Source organism: Sphingomonas sp. Leaf257 (genome assembly GCF_001422185.1).
GTDB classification, from domain to species: domain Bacteria; phylum Pseudomonadota; class Alphaproteobacteria; order Sphingomonadales; family Sphingomonadaceae; genus Sphingomonas; species Sphingomonas yabuuchiae.
Map to the genome: position 1 here is coordinate 164,689 of NZ_LMMH01000033.1, position 17,485 is coordinate 182,173.

A 17,485-nucleotide genomic window follows, 5' to 3' on the forward strand; every position below is an offset into this window, starting at 1 on the left:
CTTGGATTTCACGCGAGAGCAATATAATTACAAGCGAAAGAGTCGGGCATCAGACCCGAAACAGGAGAGCTTATGCGCGTGATCGACCATCTGGTTGCCGGCGGACAGACCGCGACCGACGCCGCCGGAACCCGTCCCGAGGGTCGTCTGGGTGATGTCTTCGACCCCAATAGCGGCCAGGTTCAGGCCCGTGTGATGCTGGGCGATGCCGCGCTGCTCGAACGCGCCGTGGCCGCCGCCCAAGCCGCGCAGCCGGGCTGGGCCGCAACCAATCCGCAGCGCCGGGCGCGGGTGATGTTCCGCTTCAAGGAACTGGTCGAGCAGAATATGGATGCGCTGGCGCATCTGCTCTCCTCCGAACATGGCAAGGTGATCGCCGACGCGAAGGGCGACATCCAGCGCGGGCTGGAGGTGATCGAGTTCGCCTGCGGTATCCCCCACGCGCTGAAGGGCGAATATACGCAAGGGGCGGGGCCGGGCATCGACGTCTATTCGATGCGCATGCCGCTGGGCATCGGGGCGGGGATCACGCCGTTCAACTTCCCCGCGATGATCCCGATGTGGATGTTCGGCGTCGCCATCGCCTGCGGCAACGCCTTCATCCTGAAGCCGTCCGAGCGCGACCCCTCGGTCCCCGTGCGCCTGGCCGAACTGATGCGCGAAGCGGGTGCGCCCGAGGGCATCCTTCAGCGGGTCTCGGCATAGTTGCGCAGGACCGGGTATTGGCGCTGAGCCCGCTTAACCGCGCAGGCATCAGCGGCAGCGACGATTTCGGGATCAGCACGCAGCGCGGCGTTGGTTGGCAGGCCGAACACGTAATCGACGCCGGCCGGCTCGCAAAAGGCCATGACCTCGGGTCGGCCATAGTGCCCGTCGCCGCGGATGGTGATGTGCGTTTCGGGCCAGTGCCGGCGCAGATGGCGCACCAGGCGCCGGATGTGGCCGGCAGCTTCGGCGCCCGACGGTGTCTTGCCGGTGCGCAGTAGCATCGCCACCGGTCGGCCGGTGGCAGTGTCGTAGACATGGATCGGCAGGAAGCAGCGCTCGCCATGATGCCCGTTCCAGAAGGAGAGCTGCTGATAGCCATGAACAACATCACAGGTGTCATCGATATCCAGCGTCACCGCCGCCGGCGCGGCAGGGTAACTGGCGCAGTAGAGTGGATCGCCCCTTGGCATACAATTCCTTGGCAGCCTCCGTAAGAGGCGGAAGCCGACCGTCGATGGGCTCGATCAGCAGCGAGCTGCGGCGTCCCATCGCCGAGGAACGAAGCCACCCGGCCAAACCGACCGTTCCTCCGCCGCCCAATTCGACCGAGAAATGCGCGTCCGACTGCTCGGCAGCTTGCACTCGCGCGGCGAACTCCTCATCGGTGAGCCGCTCGCGCGTGCCAAATTCCGTCGGCCGCTCAAGCCGTATTCGCGCATCGTTGATGTTCTGGAGCGGCCAGGTGCCGCGCAAATCGGGGTCGCCCCACGGCGTCCGAGGAAGCGGCTGGCCGGAGGTCGCCTGCGCCCCGACCTGGCCGGGCTGCGCGCTTGCAGTAGCGGCGACCAGGCATGCTGACGCCACCAGGGCTATCCTCAACGATTTCATCAGTCCCTCCGGGTCGCTCCGGCGCTACGCTCTACTAACGGCGTTAGTCTGCACAAGAAGGGAGTATGGCCAGCCGCAATCTCGACCAGGGTGAAACCGGCCTTGCCTCAATGCGCAACGGAGGAGGAGAATCCGTTCATGATGATCACTCCGGTCACGATGAAGCCCATGCCGACAATAGCGGGAGTGTCGAGTTTCTGGCCATGGAACAGCCATGCAACCGCCGTGATGAGCACGACGCCCACCGCCGACCAAATGGCGTAGGCGATGCCGGTGGGAATGGAGCGGAGCGCCAGGGAAAGAAAATAGAAGGCGACGATGTAGCCCGCAGCCGTCGCCAGCGAGGGAACGGGCTTTGTGAAGCCCTCGCTCTGCTTGAGGAAAGACGTGCCTGCCACTTCACCGACGATTGCAATGATGAGGTAAATATACTGCACGGGATGCTTCTCCGATTCATCTCGGGGGCATGCATCCAGCCGGACGGACCAGCGCTCTTCCCCCGTACGAGGTTGGTCGACGCCGCGGCTTCGAAGAACCCGTCCCACGGGCGCAGGAGTTACCCTGCATTCCCCAAGTGGCGTGGCGTTTGAGGTGAAGATCGCCTGTATCCGAGCGCTAGACAAGGATTTTCTGCCGCAAGCGGCACCTGCGGTCGCGCAGACTGCTGGATCTGGACGGATCAGACCGCGAAGCCGCTGTTTCCTTGCCCAGGGGCGGCGTTTTTCAGCGCAGCGGACAGATCTGTCCAGCCGCTTTCGTTCAGTTTGAGCGTGGATCGCGATCATGCGCATAGCGGTGGCGCTCGCAATCGGCGGATAGCGGCGAGGATGGCGCGTACCATCGTGCCGGTGACAGCGACCTCGGCCAGCTGGAAGGTGATGGTGCGGGCGTGACGGACCACACGTGCCCCGATCTTGATCAGCTTCAGTTGCAGGCTGGTCAACGACCAGTCGGCCATGGCCTCGGGCAGCTCGATGCAGCGCAAGAAGGTGGCCAGGTTGTACGCCAGGGCGTGCAGTTGCAGCCGCACCTCATTGTCGCGGAACTTCCGGCACGACAGCCGCGTCCAGCGAAAGGCGTATTTGCCCTCTTTGATGTGCTGCTCGGCGGTGCCGCGCTGGTTGTAGAACCGCACCACCCAGTCCGGCTCCATCGGCAGGTTGGTGACGATGAAGCCGACACGCGGGAACAGTTCGCCCGGATGCCATTCGATCTTGGCGATCACCCGGCGTTCCTTGTCCCAGGACGCCGCCTGATACTCGAATTCCTCGAAGAACCGCTTGACCTTGGTCAGTGACGGCCGCCCGACAGGGCGCGTTAGCCGATGCGCGATCTTGTCCTTGAGGACCGCGTTTGCGGGCAGCCGGATGGCGTAGAAGAACCGCGCTTCTTCCAATCGCTCATAGATCGCCGGGATCGCGTAGGCAGCATCGGCCCGGAAGAACCTGCCACCAAGGTCGCGCTCCGCGTAGCGCGCAATGACGGGGTCGAGAACATCACGCCAGCCATCGGCGCTGTGGACGTTGCCATGGCGCAGGGCGCAGCGTTCCAGCATCCCGAACTGGTTGAACAGAAAGTTGGGGTGATAGCAGCTACAGTCGAAATGGCCATTCCAGGCGGACCCTTCCTGGTCGCCATGGGTCGGGCTGACCGAGCTGTCCATGTCCAGAACGATGTACTTCAGCCCGTTACGGTCATGGAACCGGTCGATCCATTGCCCGTTCAGGTCGGCCAGCGCGGCACGGTTCCCGGCCAGAGCCAGCGTCTCGGTCTCGAACCGTCCCATCTGCGATGCCGAGGCCGCTTGTGCATCGACCGCTCTGCCGCCGACAACTTGGCGCATGACCGGATCGCAGGCGAGACGGTTGGCGTCGTTGACATCCTCGTATCCGGCCAGCCGCCCAAAGACTGATTGCCGGAACAGGCCGTCGAGCCGATGGACCGTGTTCTTGCCAGAGCGAGTATCGCGCAGCGCCGCTGACGCCAAATCGGACAACCCGAGCGCGTCATCAAGCTCGCGCATCACCAGAAGGCCGCCGTCGGAACTGAGCTGCGTGCCGCGAAATTCCAGCCGCACGCGAGGGTCGAAATCCACCCGATCTGCCCGTTGCAAGCCCGCACCCTCTGGGTGATCCATGAAACGCGCCCCTCGCAGCCTTCAACACCATGTTTTATATAGGAAATATAATGGTCAGGACAGCGAAATCAGCGCCTTACTTGGGAAATGTGGGCTTCAGGTCGTGCACGGCGACAAGGCGATGGTCGACGCGATCCTCGACCATCCGGCGATCAGCGCGGTCAGCTTCGTCGGCTCGTCCGACATCGCGCATTACGTGTACCGGCGCGGCGTCGAGGCGGGCAAGCGCGTCCAGGCGATGGGGGGCGCCAAGAACCACGGCATCGTCATGCCCGACGCCGATCTGGACCAGGTGGTCGCCGATTTGTCGGGCGCGGCCTTCGGCTCGGCGGGGGAGCGGTGCATGGCGCTGCCGGTCGTGGTGCCGGTCGGTGACAAGACGGCGGACCGCTTACGCGAAAAGCTGATCCCGGCGATCGATGCGCTTCGGGTCGGTGTGTCGACCGACGACCAGGCGCATTACGGGCCGGTGGTGAATGCCGCGCACAAGAAGCGGGTCGAGGACTGGATTCAGACCGGCGTCGACGAAGGCGCCGAGCTGGTCGTCGATGGCCGCGGCTTCCAGTTGCAGGGTTATGAGGAAGGCTTCTTCATCGGCCCGTCGCTGTTCGACCGGGTGACGCCCGCCATGCAGAGCTACAAGGAGGAAATCTTCGGCCCGGTCCTCCAGATCGTCCGTGCCCCCGATTTCGAGACGGCGGTCCGCCTGCCGAGCGAGCATCAATACGGCAACGGCGTCGCCATCTTCACCCGCAACGGCCACGCCGCGCGCGAGTTCGCGGCGCGCGTCGAGGTGGGCATGGTCGGCATCAACGTGCCGATCCCGGTGCCGGTGGCGTATCACAGCTTCGGCGGCTGGAAGCGGTCCGCGTTCGGCGACGTGAACCAGCACGGCATGGAGGGCGTCCGCTTCTGGACCAAGGTGAAGACGGTGACGCAGCGCTGGCCGGATGGCTCGCCCGATGGCGGCAATGCTTTCGTAATCCCGACGATGGCGTAACAGCACGCCCCTCCCGTTTACGGGGGGGATGGGGGAGGGAAAGCCACAGGCGGCGGTCTCGGTGAGACTCCTTGCCCTCCCCAAACCCCTCCCGCCTGCGGGAGGGGCTTCAGAAGTGGAAGCAAAATGACCCAATTCGACCTCACCGACGAGCAGCGCGAGATCCAGGAACTGGCGCGCCGCTTCACCGCCGACCGCATCACGCCGTTCGCAGGCGAATGGGACGAGAAGCACATCTTCCCCCGCGACACGATCAAGGAAGCCGCCGAACTCGGCTTCGCCGCGATCTACGTGTCCGAAGAGTCCGGCGGCATCGCGCTCGGGCGGCTGGAGGCGGCGCTGATCATGGAGGCGATGGCCTATGGCTGTCCCTCGACCAGCGCCTTCATCTCGATCCACAATATGGCGTCGTGGATGATCGACCGATTCGGCGATGCGGATGTGAAGGGCCGTTACCTGCCCGACCTCGTCACCATGGAGCGCATGGCGAGCTATTGCCTGACCGAGCCGAGTTCGGGCTCGGACGCCGCCGCGCTGAAGACCCGCGCGGTGCGTGACGGCGACCATTATGTCGTCTCCGGCTCGAAGCAGTTCATTTCGGGCGGCGGCGAGAACGAGGTCTATGTCACCATGGTCCGCACCGGAGAGGACGGGCCGAAGGGCATTTCCTGCCTGGTGATCGACAAGGATACACCCGGCGTCTCCTTCGGCACGAACGAGCGCAAGCTGGGCTGGCATTCGCAGCCGACGCGGCAGGTGATGTTCGACAATGTCCGCGTGCCGGTCGCCAACCGGCTTGGCGCGGAGGGCGAGGGCTTCCGCATCGCGATGATGGGGCTGGACGGCGGGCGGCTGAACATCGGCGCCTGCTCGCTGGGGGGCGCGCAACGCTGCCTGGACGAGTCCGTCGCCTATGTGAAGGACCGCCGCCAGTTCGGCAAGGCGATCGCCGAGTTCCAGAATACGCAGTTCACCCTTGCTGACATGGCGACCGAGCTGGAGGCGGCGCGCGCGCTGCTCTATCTCGCTGCCGCCAAGGTGACGGACAATGCGCCGGACAAGACGCGCTTTGCGGCGATGGCCAAGCGGCTGGCGACCGATACCGGATCGTCGGTGGTCGACCGCGCGCTCCAGTTGCATGGCGGCTATGGCTATCTGATGGACTATCCGATCGAGCGCTTCTGGCGCGATCTGCGCGTGCATTCGATCCTGGAGGGCACCAACCAGGTGATGCGGATGATCGTTGGTCGGGATTTGCTCAAAGACTAAGCTGTTCCCCGGCGAAGGCCGGGGTCCAGTTTCTAAGCAGCCGGTGGCGCGCCTCATACGTTACCACAACTGGGCCCCGGCCTTCGCCGGGGAACGGGAAGGGGTTAAGGAAAGACATGACCCAGGATCTGATCGTCACTCGCGAAGGCCCGGTGGGGCGGCTGCGGCTCAACCGGCCCAAGGCGATCCACGCGCTGACCCGCGAGATGTGCGAAGGCGTGCTGGCCGCGCTGGAAGACTGGCGCGGCGATCTGTCGGTGGAGGCGGTGATCATCGACCATGCCGAGGGGCGCGGCTTTTGCGCGGGCGGTGACATTCGCCTGCTGGCGGAAAGCGGTGCGGGCGACGGCGAGGCGGCGCGGGGCTTCTTCCACAGCGAATACCGGATGAACCACCGGCTGTTCACCTATGCCAAGCCGATCGTCGCCTTCATGGACGGCATCACCATGGGCGGCGGCGTCGGCATTTCCGCCCCTGCCCGCTTCCGGATCGCAACCGAGAACACCCGGTTCGCCATGCCCGAGACGGGCATCGGCCTGTTCCCCGATGTCGGCGGCGGCTGGTATCTCTCGCGCCTGCCGGGGCGGATGGGCGAGTATCTGGCGCTGACCGGTCACCGGCTCGACGGGGCGGAGGCATACGCCTTGGGGCTGGCCACCCATTATCTGTCGTCTTCCACGCTGGACGAGGTCAAGGCTGGGATCATCGCCGCGCCGCAGGACATCGCCGCGACGCTCGACCGGCTCTCTACGCCCGCGCCCGACGCAAAAATCATTGCCGATGCCGCCGAAATCGACCGGCTTTTCGCACCCGATACGCTGGAAGAGATCATCGCCACGCTGGAAGCGGATGGCGGCGAATGGGCGGCGCAGCAACTCGCCGTGCTGCGCACAAAATCGCCCCAATCCTGCAAGGTGTCGCTGCGTCTGCTGCGCGAGGGGAGGTTGGCCACCGACTTCGCCGACGAGATGCGCCGGGAATACGGCATCGCCTCCCGCGTGGTGCAACGCCCCGATTTCGTCGAGGGCGTCCGCGCGCTGATCGTCGACAAGGACAATGCGCCGCGCTGGGACCCCGCCACGCCGGAGGGCGTGACCGACACGATGATCGACCATATCTTCGCACCCATGCCCGAGGGGCAGGCCTGGACACCCGACGACCGCTGAGAAGGACGCCCGTATGACCGACTATAACACCCTGATCGTCGAGCGCCGCGAGGCGGTGACCCTGGTGACGCTCAACCGGCCGCAGGCGCTGAACGCGCTCAATGCCGAACTGCTGTCCGAACTGCTCGACGTGATGCGCGCCTATGACGCCGATCCCGAACAGCGCTGCGCCGTCATCACCGGCAGCCCCAAGGCCTTTGCGGCCGGAGCCGACATCAAGGAAATGCAGGAGATGGACTTCGCCGCTATGTATGGCGGCAACCATTTCACCGGCTGGGACGACTTCACCCGCACACGCAAACCCATCATCGCAGCGGTCGCGGGCTATGCGCTGGGCGGTGGCTGCGAGCTGGCGATGATGTGCGACTTCATCCTCGCCGCCGACACCGCCAAGTTCGGCCAGCCCGAGATCAAGCTGGGCGTGACGCCGGGCATGGGCGGCTCTCAGCGGCTGGCCCATGCGGTCGGCAAGGCCAAGGCGATGGAGATGTGCCTGACGGGCCGGATGATGGACGCCGAGGAAGCCGAGCGTTCGGGCCTCGTCGCGCGCATCGTCCCCGCGGCCGATCTGGTGGATGAGGCGCTGAGGACCGCCGCGACGATCGCGGGCATGGCGCCGATCGCGGTCAAGGCCAACAAGGAGATGGTCAACGCCGCCTTCGATATGGGGCTGGCGCAGGGTGTGCAGTTCGAGCGGCGGCTCTTCCACGGCCTGTTCGGCTCGGCCGACCAGAAGGAAGGCATGGCTGCCTTCGTCGAGAAGCGCAGCCCCAACTGGACCAATCGCTGATGAGTCTCACGCCCCTCCCGTAAACGGGAGGGGATGGGGGAGGGCAAGGAGTCTCACCGAGACCATCGCTCGCGGCCTTGCCCTCCCCCGGTCCCTCCCGCCTGCGGGAGGGGAGCAGAAGAAAAATAATAAATTAGGAGAGCATCATGGCGCGGATCGCTTTTATCGGCTTGGGCAATATGGGCGGCGGGATGGCCGCCAACCTCGCAAAGGCGGGGCATGACGTCCGCGCCTTCGACCTGTCGGCGGACGCGCTGGCGGCGGCCAAGGCGGCCGGGTGCCTGCCGGTCGACAGCGCCGTGGCGGCGATGGAGGGCGTCGAGGCGGTCGTGACCATGCTGCCCGCCGGAACCCATGTCGAGCGTGTCTATGCCGACGCCGTCTTCGCCGCCGCACCTCCGTCCGCGATTCTGATCGATTGCTCGACCATCGACGTCGCCACCGCGCGCCGCGTCGCGGAGGCGGCACAGGGCAAGGGCATGATGGCGGTCGACGCGCCCGTGTCGGGCGGAATTGCGGCCGCCAAGGCGGGGACGCTGACCTTCATGGTCGGTGGTTCGGAACAGGCCTTTGCCCGCGCCGAGCCGTTCCTGTCCGCCATGGGCCAGGCGGTGATCCATGCGGGCGGCAACGGCGCGGGACAGGCGGCCAAGATCTGCAACAACATGCTGCTTGGCGCGACGATGATCGCGACCTGCGAGGCGTTCGTGCTGGCCGAGAAGCTGGGGCTGGAGGCGCAGACCTTTTACGACATCGCTTCGGTCTCGTCGGGGCAGAGCTGGTCGATGACCAAATATTGCCCCGTCCCCGGCGTCGGCCCGGAGACGCCCGCCGATCATGACTATCAGGGCGGCTTCGCGGCGGCGCTGATGCTGAAGGACCTGAAATTGGCGATGCAGGCGGCGCAGGATGCGGGCGCGACCACGCCGATGGGCGAGCGGGCGGCAGAACTTTACGCAGCGTTCGTGGGAGAGGGGCAGCCGCCGGTGGACTTTTCGGGGATCATCCGCACCCTCCGCTAAACCCCGTCTTCGCTCAGGCTGAATGGGCTGGGGCCAAGGAAAAGCCCATCGCGCCTTTTCCCCCTGACCAATGCGGCCTAAAGCCCGGAGGGTGATGGAAATACCCGCTCCCCTCCGCCTGCGTGTTGACCGCGATGCGCTCGTTTCCAACTGGCAGGCGCTCGACCGGTTGAGCGGGACGGCGGCGTGCGGCGCGGCGGTGAAGGCCAACGGTTATGGCCTGGGCGCGGGGCTGGTCGCCGAGACGCTGGCCAAGGCCGGATGCCGCGATTTCTTCGTCGCCAACTGGGCCGAGGCGCAAGGCTTGGCCTCGCTGGGCGTCACGCTGTCGGTCCTGCACGGCTTGCGCGCCGAGGACCTGCCCGCCGCGAAAGCCGGGTTCGCCCGCCCGGTGCTGAGCACGCCGGACCAGATCGCCCGTTGGCGCGACAGCGGCGGTGGCGTGTGCGACGTGATGGTCGATACCGGCATGAACCGGCTCGGTGTGTCGGTGCAGGCGGTGCGGGACGGCCTGCTCGACGGACTAACGATCGAGACGCTTATCAGCCATCTCGCCTGCGCCGATGAGGATGTCGCGATGAACGGGCAGCAGCGCGAGGCCTTTGCCAGCCTGAAGGGCCGCACCGGCGCACGACGCATGAGCCTCGCCAACTCGGCCGGAATCGGGCTGGGCGCGGATTATCATTTCGATCTGACCCGGCCGGGACTGGCCCTGTACGGCGGCCTGCCGCGCCCCGACATGGCGGGGCACCTCCGCCAGGTCGCCTGGCCCGAAGCACAGATCCTTCAGCGCCGCCATGTGCCTGCGGGCGAGACGGTCGGCTATAACGCCACCTGGACCGCGCCCGCCGATACCGAGGTGGCGATCCTCAATCTGGGCTATGCCGACGGCTATCGCCGCGCGCTGTCCGACCTTGGGGCGGCGGTGGCCGATGGGGAAAGGCTGCGCGTGCTGGGCCGGGTGTCGATGGACCTGCTGGCGGTCGACGTGACCACGCGCCCCGACCTGGCCGAAGGCGATTGGCTGGCCATGGACTATGACCTGGCCGCTGCTTCCGCCGCGTCGGGCGTGTCGCAATATGAGCTGCTGACCGGCCTGGGCCAGCGTTTTTCTCGTTAGAAAAAGGGGCCGCCTCTCACGAGGCGGCCCCAGGTCATCGATATGGTGGCGTTTAGAAGCGCGCCTCTACGCCCGCGTACAGGAAGCGACCGATGTTCGGATAGATCGCGTCGTTGCCCGTCGCCGTATTGCCGATACCCGTCAGCTCATAAGGCGGCAGCTGGTTGGTAATGTTGTCCACGCCCAGATACAGGCGAAACTTCTCCGTCGCGTTCACCCCAATCCGCGCGTCATGATAGACGATCGGGCTGTAATAGACGAACGGACGCGCATCCGGGTTAAGGGCCGGTCGACCTTGCGAGGCGAAGAACGTCTCGTACACCAGGCCCGACACGATCTGCCGACCGACATAGCGGGCGGTATAGCCGAAATCGATCACGCCGACCTTGCCGTTCAGGTTGAAACGAGCCTGCCACTTCGGATCGCCCAGCATGCTGTCCTGACGATCATAGCGTCCGGGCTCGGCGATGTACGTGTAGTTCAGCCGGTTAAAAATATAGGCAACCGTGAAGTTGGCATTCAGCGAAGCGTTCTCTGAGAAACGCTTGGCATATTGCACGTCGAAGTCGATGCCGTTGGTCTTCAAAGCTGCGAAATTATACGGCTGATTGATGAAGCTGATCCCGTTGCCCGCCTGGGCGAAGGTGAACTGCGACTGGTCGATGGTCCGCCCCGTCTGCCCCAGGAAGGTGCCATTCTGGACCGGATCAGAAGACTGGCGACGGAAGACCGCCGCGCAGAACTGATTGTTGATCCCGTTGGTATCGTCATAGCAGCGGTTGATGATCTGCTGGCCGGTCAGACCCGAAATGACGTTCTTTACCCGGATGTTGTAATAGTCGACCTTGAAGGTCAGCCCGGGGACCTGTTGCGGCTGATAGACCAGGCCCAGCGTGAAGCTGTTGCCGACTTCCGGTGTCAGGCCGATATTGCCTTGGTTGACGCCGGGAATGGTGGACGGAGACTGGTTGGTCCAGGGACGGATCAGCTGTGCACCCGTCGTCGGATCGGTGAAGGTGATCGTCGTCGGAATACCGGCCGCCGCGCAGTTGAGGACGCGGTTGGGATTCGAGGTGATGTTGTTGCTGGCGTTCGTACCACCCGGCTGATCGCACGGATCGGCGACCGAGACGAAGGTCGTCGACTGCGAAGCGTAGAGGTTGCTCAGGTTTGGTGCGCGCACCGAGCGAGAGAAGGTGCCCCGCAGGCGCAGGTCGCGAACGGGGGCCCAGATCAACCCGGCGTTCCACGCCCAGACCGAACCGGTGTTGCCGCCATAGTCGGAGACACGCCCGGCACCCTCGACCGTCAGCTCCTTGATGAACGGGATATTGGCGAGTAGCGGGAGGCGAAGTTCGCCATAAGCCTCCTTGATGTTGACGGCCGGCGGATCAAACGTCGCCGCCGGATTCAGGAAGGTCGCGCCCGATGCGGTGATCGCGTCCTGGCCCGAGAAGGCGTCCTCGCGACGATATTCACCGCCGAACGAGAAATACACCGGACCGCCGGGCAGATTGAAGAACGATCCGGTATTGCCCGAGATGAACGCGGTGGCGTTGATCTGTTCCGCCCACTGATTGCGGGTGGAGGTGTGCAGGATATAGTTGATCGCACGCGGGTCGGCCGCATTCTGGCCGAACAGGTTCAGCGGCACGCAACCCGGCGCGGCGTTGGTTCCGGCGGCATTGGCTGAGCAGATGATCCGCTGCCCCTGCGAGTTCAGGACGAAGTTGGAACCCGTATAATTGGCGGGTGCTACCACCGCGTTGACCGCGTTACGGTAATTGGCGAGCAGAACGTTGCCGCCGGTGCGATAGAAGTTTTCTGTGCGGCCGTAATTGCCTGCAACCTCGTAATACAGGTCGCCCGACGGCGTCAGATCGCCGCGCACGCCGATGACGCCGCGATAGGTGCGGCGGGTGTGGAATTCGGCACGAGTACCCAGATCGTTGTTGAAACGGTTGAGTGTGAACGACGTCGCGCCCGGTGCCAGAATCGTCCCCAGCGTGGCACGAGCCGCAGGCGTCAGGAACGGGTTGTTGACGCTGAACGAGCTCGTCAAGGTGCCGCCGGTGAAGCTCGGCTGGGTCGATTGCTGCGTCGCCTTGATGTTGGCGAAGCTGAACTCGACGAAGGGCTTGAAGGCGGGAGAAATCTCGCCGTTGAGGAGGATGTTGGCCAGGAAGCGGTCCAGGCCCGGCAACAGCATCGCGCCTTCGAGGCCCGATGCGGTGCCGCCGAACAGGACGCCGCCGCCGATTGCGCGATTGTCGGTGAGACCCGTCGTGGACGGCGAATCGCGGAGCAGCGAGCCATCGGGTTGGAACAGATAGTTATAGGCGATCGGGCTGCCGGTCGGTGAGGTCTGACCGGTGCAGATCGCTGCCCGCTGTGCCGCATTGGCCGCCGTGGCGGTGGTGGGGCACTGGGTTACGACGGTGCCGCCGATCGAGCGATTGCCGAACACGCTGCCGCGGGGCACGAAGGTCGTATTGGGAATGCCGTCGAAGTTGCGGTTCGGCGCGTTCGTGATCTGCGAGTTGATGAAGGCCGGCGTGCCGCCATAGGCCCCAAGATAGGGACGCTGGGCAAAAAAGACGGGATTGCTCTTGGAGTACTCAGCCGAGACGGTCAGGTTGAAGCGCCCATCGGCAAAGTTCGCACCGGTGATCCCGCTGACCAGATAGGTACCGCGATCACCATAGCTGGTAACGCCACCCTGCGCGCGCAGGCGCGTGCCGACGAAATCCCGCTTCAGCTTGAAGTTCACGACGCCAGAGATCGCGTCCGAGCCGTAGACGGCCGACTGGCCACCCGTGACGATGTCGACCGCTTCGACGAGGTCGAAGGGGATAGTATTGGTGTCGGGCGTATACGAACCCGGGACTGCAGTAACGACGCGACGGCCATTGACCAGCGTCAGGGTCCGCGCCGTGCCGATGCCGCGCAGGTCGAGCAGGTTGAGCCCGGCCGTTCCGATCGAGCCGGTCGAGTTCGCCTGGCTGAACGTGCTACGCAACTGCGGCAGTTGGCTGATCGCATCGCCCAGAGAAATATCGCCACGCGTGCCGAGCAGCTCTGCCGCGTTGACCGACTCGACCGGGATCGCGGCGTCGAACTTGTTGGTCAGGCGGATCCGCGACCCGGTAACCACGACGTCACCGTTATTCGCGCGGTTGTCCGGCGTCGCATCCTGCGCTGCGGTATCGTCTTCCTGAGCACCCGGCGCTGTGGTCGAAGTGGCGGTCTGAGAATCGGTCTGCGCGAACGCGGCGACCGGCATCAGGACCAGGGTGCTGGCCAGCGCAGAGGCGCCCAGCAGGGTACGCATATTCATTCTTTACCCCCAATATGACGGATCGTTCATGTCCGTTCATCGCAGGGAAAGAAATTTCCGACGGGAAAACAAGCGCTGACGCGACGCTTTCCGAAAATTGCGTCAGCATAGTTGCAGGGATGTGACAGCTTCGACACATCCCTGCAATCTAACGGTTAAACGCGAAATTTTCGAAAAGTGGCGTGTTTATCGCTCAACACACGTTTAGCGTTCGAGGCACATGGCGATGCCCATGCCGCCGCCGATGCACAGCGTGGCTAGGCCCTTCTTGGCGTCACGCTTCTGCATTTCGTAGATCAGGGTCGTCAGCACACGCGCGCCGCTGGCGCCGATCGGGTGGCCCAGCGCGATCGCGCCGCCATTGACGTTGACCTTCTCGGGATCGAGGCCCAGTTCCTTGCCGACCGACAGGGCCTGTGCGGCAAAGGCCTCATTGGCTTCGATCAGGTCGAGGTCGCCGATGGTCCAGCCCGCCTTTTCCAGCGCGCGCTTGGTGGCGGGGACTGGGCCGATGCCCATGACCGACGGATCGACGCCCGCCGAGGCCCAGCTCTTGATCGTGGCGAGGATCGGCGTACCCCGCTTCTCGGCTTCCTCGCGGCTCATCAGGACGATGGCGGCGGCGCCGTCGTTCAGGCCCGAGGCATTGGCGGCGGTGACGGTGCCGTCCTTCTTGAAGGCAGGGCGGACGCCCGACACGCTTTCGATGGTCGCACCGGCGCGGATATATTCGTCGTCGGCGACGACCGTCTCGCCCTTTCGGCCCTTGATGGTGACGGGCGCAATCTCGTCCTTGAAGCGGCCCTCGCCGCGCGCCTTTTCGGCCAGGTTCTGCGAGCGGACCGCGAACTGATCCTGCTGGTCGCGGGTCACCTGATACTGCTCGGCGAGGTTTTCGGCGGTGATGCCCATGTGATAACCGGCAAAGGCGTCGGTCAGGCCGTCATGCACCATGGTGTCGACCATGGTCAGTGGACCCATCTTGGTGCCGCCACGCATCGTCTGGGCATGGGGCGAGAGCGACATCGATTCCTGGCCGCCTGCGACGACGATCGTCGCATCGCCATTGGCGATCGCCTGCATCCCCAGCGCCACGGCGCGCAGGCCCGAGCCGCAGACCTGGTTGACGCCGTAGGCGGGGACCTCCTTGGGAATACCCGCGGCCATCGAGGCCTGGCGCGCCGGGTTCTGGCCCTGCGCGGCGGTCAGCACCTGGCCGAGGATCACCTCGGACACGTCTTCGCCCTTGATGCCCGCCTGTTCCAGCGCGGCGGTGATCGCCACCCGGCCGAGTTCGTGCGCGGGCGTGGCGGCAAAGGCGCCCAGGAAGCTGCCCACGGGGGTGCGCTTGGCGGCGGTAATGACGATCTCGGTCATGAAGGCTCCTTTAGGTTCGGATCTATCTAGGTGTTGGGAGGGCGGTGATCCAGTCGGCGAGCGGCTGCCAGAGCTGTTGCTCCGCACGGCCGCCGACGACCATACCAACATGGCCCGTGCCCCCCGCTCGCCGGTCGGACAGGCCGATGGCGGTGGCGGCGGGAACGATCCGGTCGGCGGTGGCGATGAATTCGACGCTAGGGGCGTCGCATTGCGATGGCGTGACGGTCGCCCCGGCGACGTGCCATCGTCCCTGGCCGGGACGATCCTCGGCGATCAGTTCCTCGAACAGCTCGCGGCCGAATGCGTGGGGCAGGGGGGCACCCTGGTTGGCCCAGTCCTCCAACCGGACGAAGCGGCGGGCGGCATCGCTGCGCGGATCGAGTTCGGCGAAGGCCGCATATTTGGCGATGGTGCGCGCCGGATCGAGCCGCCAGAAGCCCGCCTGCAACGCCTCCATGGGAACGAGGCCGAGCGCTTCGGAGGTCGGCTTGATCGCGGTCCATTGCGCGGCCATCGCGGCACGCCCTTCGTCGCCATAGCCGGTGAAATGCCATGGTGCGGCGATCGCGGCCAGCCCGGCGACCTTGCTGCGCGCCGCCGCAGCCATGGCGAGCGTACCGCCCAGGCAATAGCCGACCAAGACCGGCGGCTGTGGCAGGCACGCGATCAGAGGAAGCAGGAAGCGTTCGACATGGCCCGCAACGTCGATGTCGCGGTCCTTCACGCCCGGCGTTCCCCAGTCGACCAGCCAGGGATGGAAACCCCGCCCGCGCAGCCAGCGCATCAGCGAGCGGTCGCGAGACATGTCGAGGATGGAAGGCGGGTTGATCAGCGAGGGGATGAACAGCACCGGCCGTCCTTCGCCTCCCGCATCGCGCAATTTCACCCGGCCGCGCCGTCGCCGGATGGGCAGAGCGCGCATCGGTCGCTCGCGCTTCGCCTCCTGAAACCGGCGTAGTCCCGCCAGCGCGGCCTGCACCAGCTCGGGATTTTCCGCAGCTTCGCTGCGCAACATCGCCAGGAACAGCGGCAAGGGTCGCGGACCATGTTGCGATGCGAAATCCAAGGCGTTAGGCTGCGACAAAACCATGAAAGGCGGGGGTCCATGAAGAAGCAGGCATCGGACGGCGTCGTGATCGTCAAGAAATATGCGAACCGGCGGCTCTACAACACCGAAACCTCCTCCTACATCACGCTTGACCATCTGGCGGGCATGATCCGCGCGGGCCGCGATTTTAAGGTCGTCGACGCCAAGACCGACGAGGACATCACCCATAATGTCCTGACCCAGATCATCATGGAAGAGGAAAGCCGGGGCGAAACCATGCTGCCGGTGAATTTCCTGCGCCAGCTGATCTCGATGTACGGCGATTCGATGCAGGCGATGGTGCCCGGCTATCTGGAGGCGTCGATGGACAGCTTCCGCCGTAATCAGGAACAGTTCAAGTCGGCGGTCGAGGGCGCGTTCGCGAACACGCCCTTCGCCGACATGGCCAAGCGTAACCTTGCGATGTTCGAGGCGGCGACGCAAGGGTTCAAGCCGGGCGCGGCGGCGCCCGCGCCGACCCCGGCAGCGCCCGCCGCCAGCAAGGACGCCGAAATGGCCGCTCTGAAGGCGGAGCTCGCCGCGCTGAAGGACAAGATCGAGAAGCTGGGGGAATAGCCCCGAGCCTCCGTTCAGGCTCCCTTCTTCTTCCCTCTCCCCTGGACAGGGGAGAGGGTTAGCGGAGCTTGCCAGCGTGCTGGCTAGCGCAGCTTGGGTGAGGGGTTGAGCGAGCCTAAAGGCTCGCGCGCTCTTCGAGCGCTTCACCCCTCACCCAGCTCCGACTAGGCCTTTGCTCCCGCAAAGACCAAGTCTGCGCAACCCTCTCCCCTCCGTGAGGGGCGAGGGAAGAAGGGCATGGCCTTCGACCTAATTCAGGCGAAACGGGGATGGGTGCGTCGGGCGGTTGGAACTGCCGGCCCCCACAACGCGATCCGGGTTTCCCCGTCCTACGGCTGGCAGATTCACCGTGTCACGCGCGACGCGGTTCACGGGTTAGCTTAGCATGACACGCCGGGCAATATTGAACCCGCGCCCACCCGACTCCATATCGCCGCGCATGAGCGGGAATGAACACGCCATGCCCACCTGGCATGGCACGACGATTTGCTCGGTGCGCCGTGGCGGCCGGGTGGTGGTGGCCGGGGACGGTCAGGTTTCGATGGGCCAGACGGTCATGAAGCCCAATGCGCGCAAGGTCCGGCGGCTGGGCGATGGCTCGGTCATCGGCGGCTTTGCGGGCGCGACGGCGGATGCCTTCACCCTGTTCGAGCGGCTGGAGGCCAAGCTGGAGCGGCATAACGGCCAGTTGCTGCGTGCTGCGGTCGAACTGGCCAAGGACTGGCGGACCGACAAGTTCCTTCGTAACCTGGAGGCGATGATGATCGTCGCCGACAAGGACGTGACGCTGATCCTGACCGGCAATGGCGACGTGCTGGAGCCCGAGAACGGCATCTGCGCGATCGGATCGGGCGGCAATTACGCGCTCGCGGCGGCCCGTGCGCTCGTCGACTATGAACAGGATGCCGAGACGATCGCGCGCAAGGCGATGGCGATCGCCGCCGATGTCTGCGTCTACACCAATGACCGCGTCACGCTCGAAGCCATCGACGGCGCGAACTAATC

Annotated in this window: 13 protein-coding genes and 3 pseudogenes; 9 read left to right on the forward strand and 7 right to left on the reverse strand. The window is 65.2% G+C overall.

Features of this window, described 5'->3' with window-relative positions; all coding sequences use genetic code 11:
• Positions 1-72: 72 nt before the first annotated feature.
• A pseudogene (locus ASF14_RS15175) lies at positions 73-696 on the forward strand (aldehyde dehydrogenase family protein); the annotation flags it as partial.
• Here ASF14_RS15175 and ASF14_RS15180 read toward each other — a convergent pair.
• The 4 genes and pseudogenes from ASF14_RS15180 to ASF14_RS15190 all read right to left on the reverse strand — a co-directional run.
• Positions 690-1,160, reverse strand: a pseudogene (locus ASF14_RS15180) (transposase); the annotation flags it as partial. The pseudogenes ASF14_RS15175 and ASF14_RS15180 sit on opposite strands and share 7 nt — an antisense overlap.
• On the reverse strand, positions 1,105-1,596 hold the full coding sequence (locus ASF14_RS21935) for a DUF4148 domain-containing protein (RefSeq protein WP_168371540.1): 492 nt from the start codon (positions 1,594-1,596) through the stop codon (positions 1,105-1,107). The gene ASF14_RS21935 and the pseudogene ASF14_RS15180, both read right to left, overlap by 56 nt.
• Before the next feature lie 107 nt (positions 1,597-1,703).
• Complete coding sequence (locus ASF14_RS22340; protein ID WP_056436819.1) at positions 1,704-2,033, reverse strand: DMT family transporter; 330 nt, start codon at positions 2,031-2,033, stop codon at positions 1,704-1,706.
• A gap of 344 nt (positions 2,034-2,377) precedes the next feature.
• Positions 2,378-3,733, reverse strand: coding sequence for an IS1380-like element IS1247 family transposase (locus tag ASF14_RS15190; protein WP_006473457.1), 1,356 nt, complete (start codon positions 3,731-3,733; stop codon positions 2,378-2,380).
• A 94-nt stretch (positions 3,734-3,827) separates the two neighbouring features.
• Here ASF14_RS15190 and ASF14_RS15195 point away from each other — a divergent pair.
• From ASF14_RS15195 to alr, 6 genes and pseudogenes are all read left to right on the forward strand, one after another.
• Positions 3,828-4,733: pseudogene (locus ASF14_RS15195) on the forward strand (aldehyde dehydrogenase family protein); the annotation flags it as partial.
• 126 nt (positions 4,734-4,859) lie between these two features.
• Positions 4,860-6,002 (forward strand): acyl-CoA dehydrogenase family protein, encoded by a 1,143-nt coding sequence (locus ASF14_RS15200; protein ID WP_056436822.1) that lies wholly within the window; start codon positions 4,860-4,862, stop codon positions 6,000-6,002.
• A gap of 116 nt (positions 6,003-6,118) precedes the next feature.
• Positions 6,119-7,168, forward strand: a complete 1,050-nt coding sequence (locus tag ASF14_RS15205; RefSeq protein ID WP_056436825.1) for an enoyl-CoA hydratase/isomerase family protein — start codon at positions 6,119-6,121, stop codon at positions 7,166-7,168.
• Between the two features lie 13 nt (positions 7,169-7,181).
• Positions 7,182-7,958, forward strand: a complete 777-nt coding sequence (locus ASF14_RS15210; RefSeq protein ID WP_056436829.1) for an enoyl-CoA hydratase — start codon at positions 7,182-7,184, stop codon at positions 7,956-7,958.
• A 146-nt stretch (positions 7,959-8,104) separates the two neighbouring features.
• The gene (mmsB, locus tag ASF14_RS15215; RefSeq protein ID WP_056436831.1) at positions 8,105-8,980 is read left to right on the forward strand and encodes a 3-hydroxyisobutyrate dehydrogenase; all 876 of its coding nucleotides are present in this window, start codon (positions 8,105-8,107) and stop codon (positions 8,978-8,980) included.
• A gap of 94 nt (positions 8,981-9,074) precedes the next feature.
• Positions 9,075-10,100, forward strand: coding sequence for an alanine racemase (alr, locus tag ASF14_RS15220; protein WP_056436834.1), 1,026 nt, complete (start codon positions 9,075-9,077; stop codon positions 10,098-10,100).
• 52 nt (positions 10,101-10,152) lie between these two features.
• Here the strand turns inward: alr and ASF14_RS15225 are convergent, their stop codons facing one another.
• The 3 genes from ASF14_RS15225 to ASF14_RS15235 all read right to left on the reverse strand — a co-directional run bounded on the left by ASF14_RS15225 (position 10,153) and on the right by ASF14_RS15235 (position 15,850).
• Complete coding sequence (locus tag ASF14_RS15225; protein WP_168371543.1) at positions 10,153-13,431, reverse strand: TonB-dependent receptor domain-containing protein; 3,279 nt, start codon at positions 13,429-13,431, stop codon at positions 10,153-10,155.
• A gap of 210 nt (positions 13,432-13,641) precedes the next feature.
• Positions 13,642-14,814, reverse strand: coding sequence for an acetyl-CoA C-acetyltransferase (locus ASF14_RS15230; protein WP_056436840.1), 1,173 nt, complete (start codon positions 14,812-14,814; stop codon positions 13,642-13,644).
• 22 nt (positions 14,815-14,836) lie between these two features.
• Positions 14,837-15,850, reverse strand: a complete 1,014-nt coding sequence (locus ASF14_RS15235; RefSeq protein ID WP_236697094.1) for an alpha/beta fold hydrolase — start codon at positions 15,848-15,850, stop codon at positions 14,837-14,839.
• A 72-nt stretch (positions 15,851-15,922) separates the two neighbouring features.
• Between ASF14_RS15235 and phaR the strand changes: the two genes are divergently transcribed.
• Complete coding sequence (phaR, locus tag ASF14_RS15240) at positions 15,923-16,480, forward strand: polyhydroxyalkanoate synthesis repressor PhaR (protein WP_056436843.1); 558 nt, start codon at positions 15,923-15,925, stop codon at positions 16,478-16,480.
• A 460-nt stretch (positions 16,481-16,940) separates the two neighbouring features.
• Complete coding sequence (hslV, locus tag ASF14_RS15245) at positions 16,941-17,483, forward strand: ATP-dependent protease subunit HslV (RefSeq protein ID WP_056437183.1); 543 nt, start codon at positions 16,941-16,943, stop codon at positions 17,481-17,483.
• Positions 17,484-17,485: the final 2 nt, after the last annotated feature.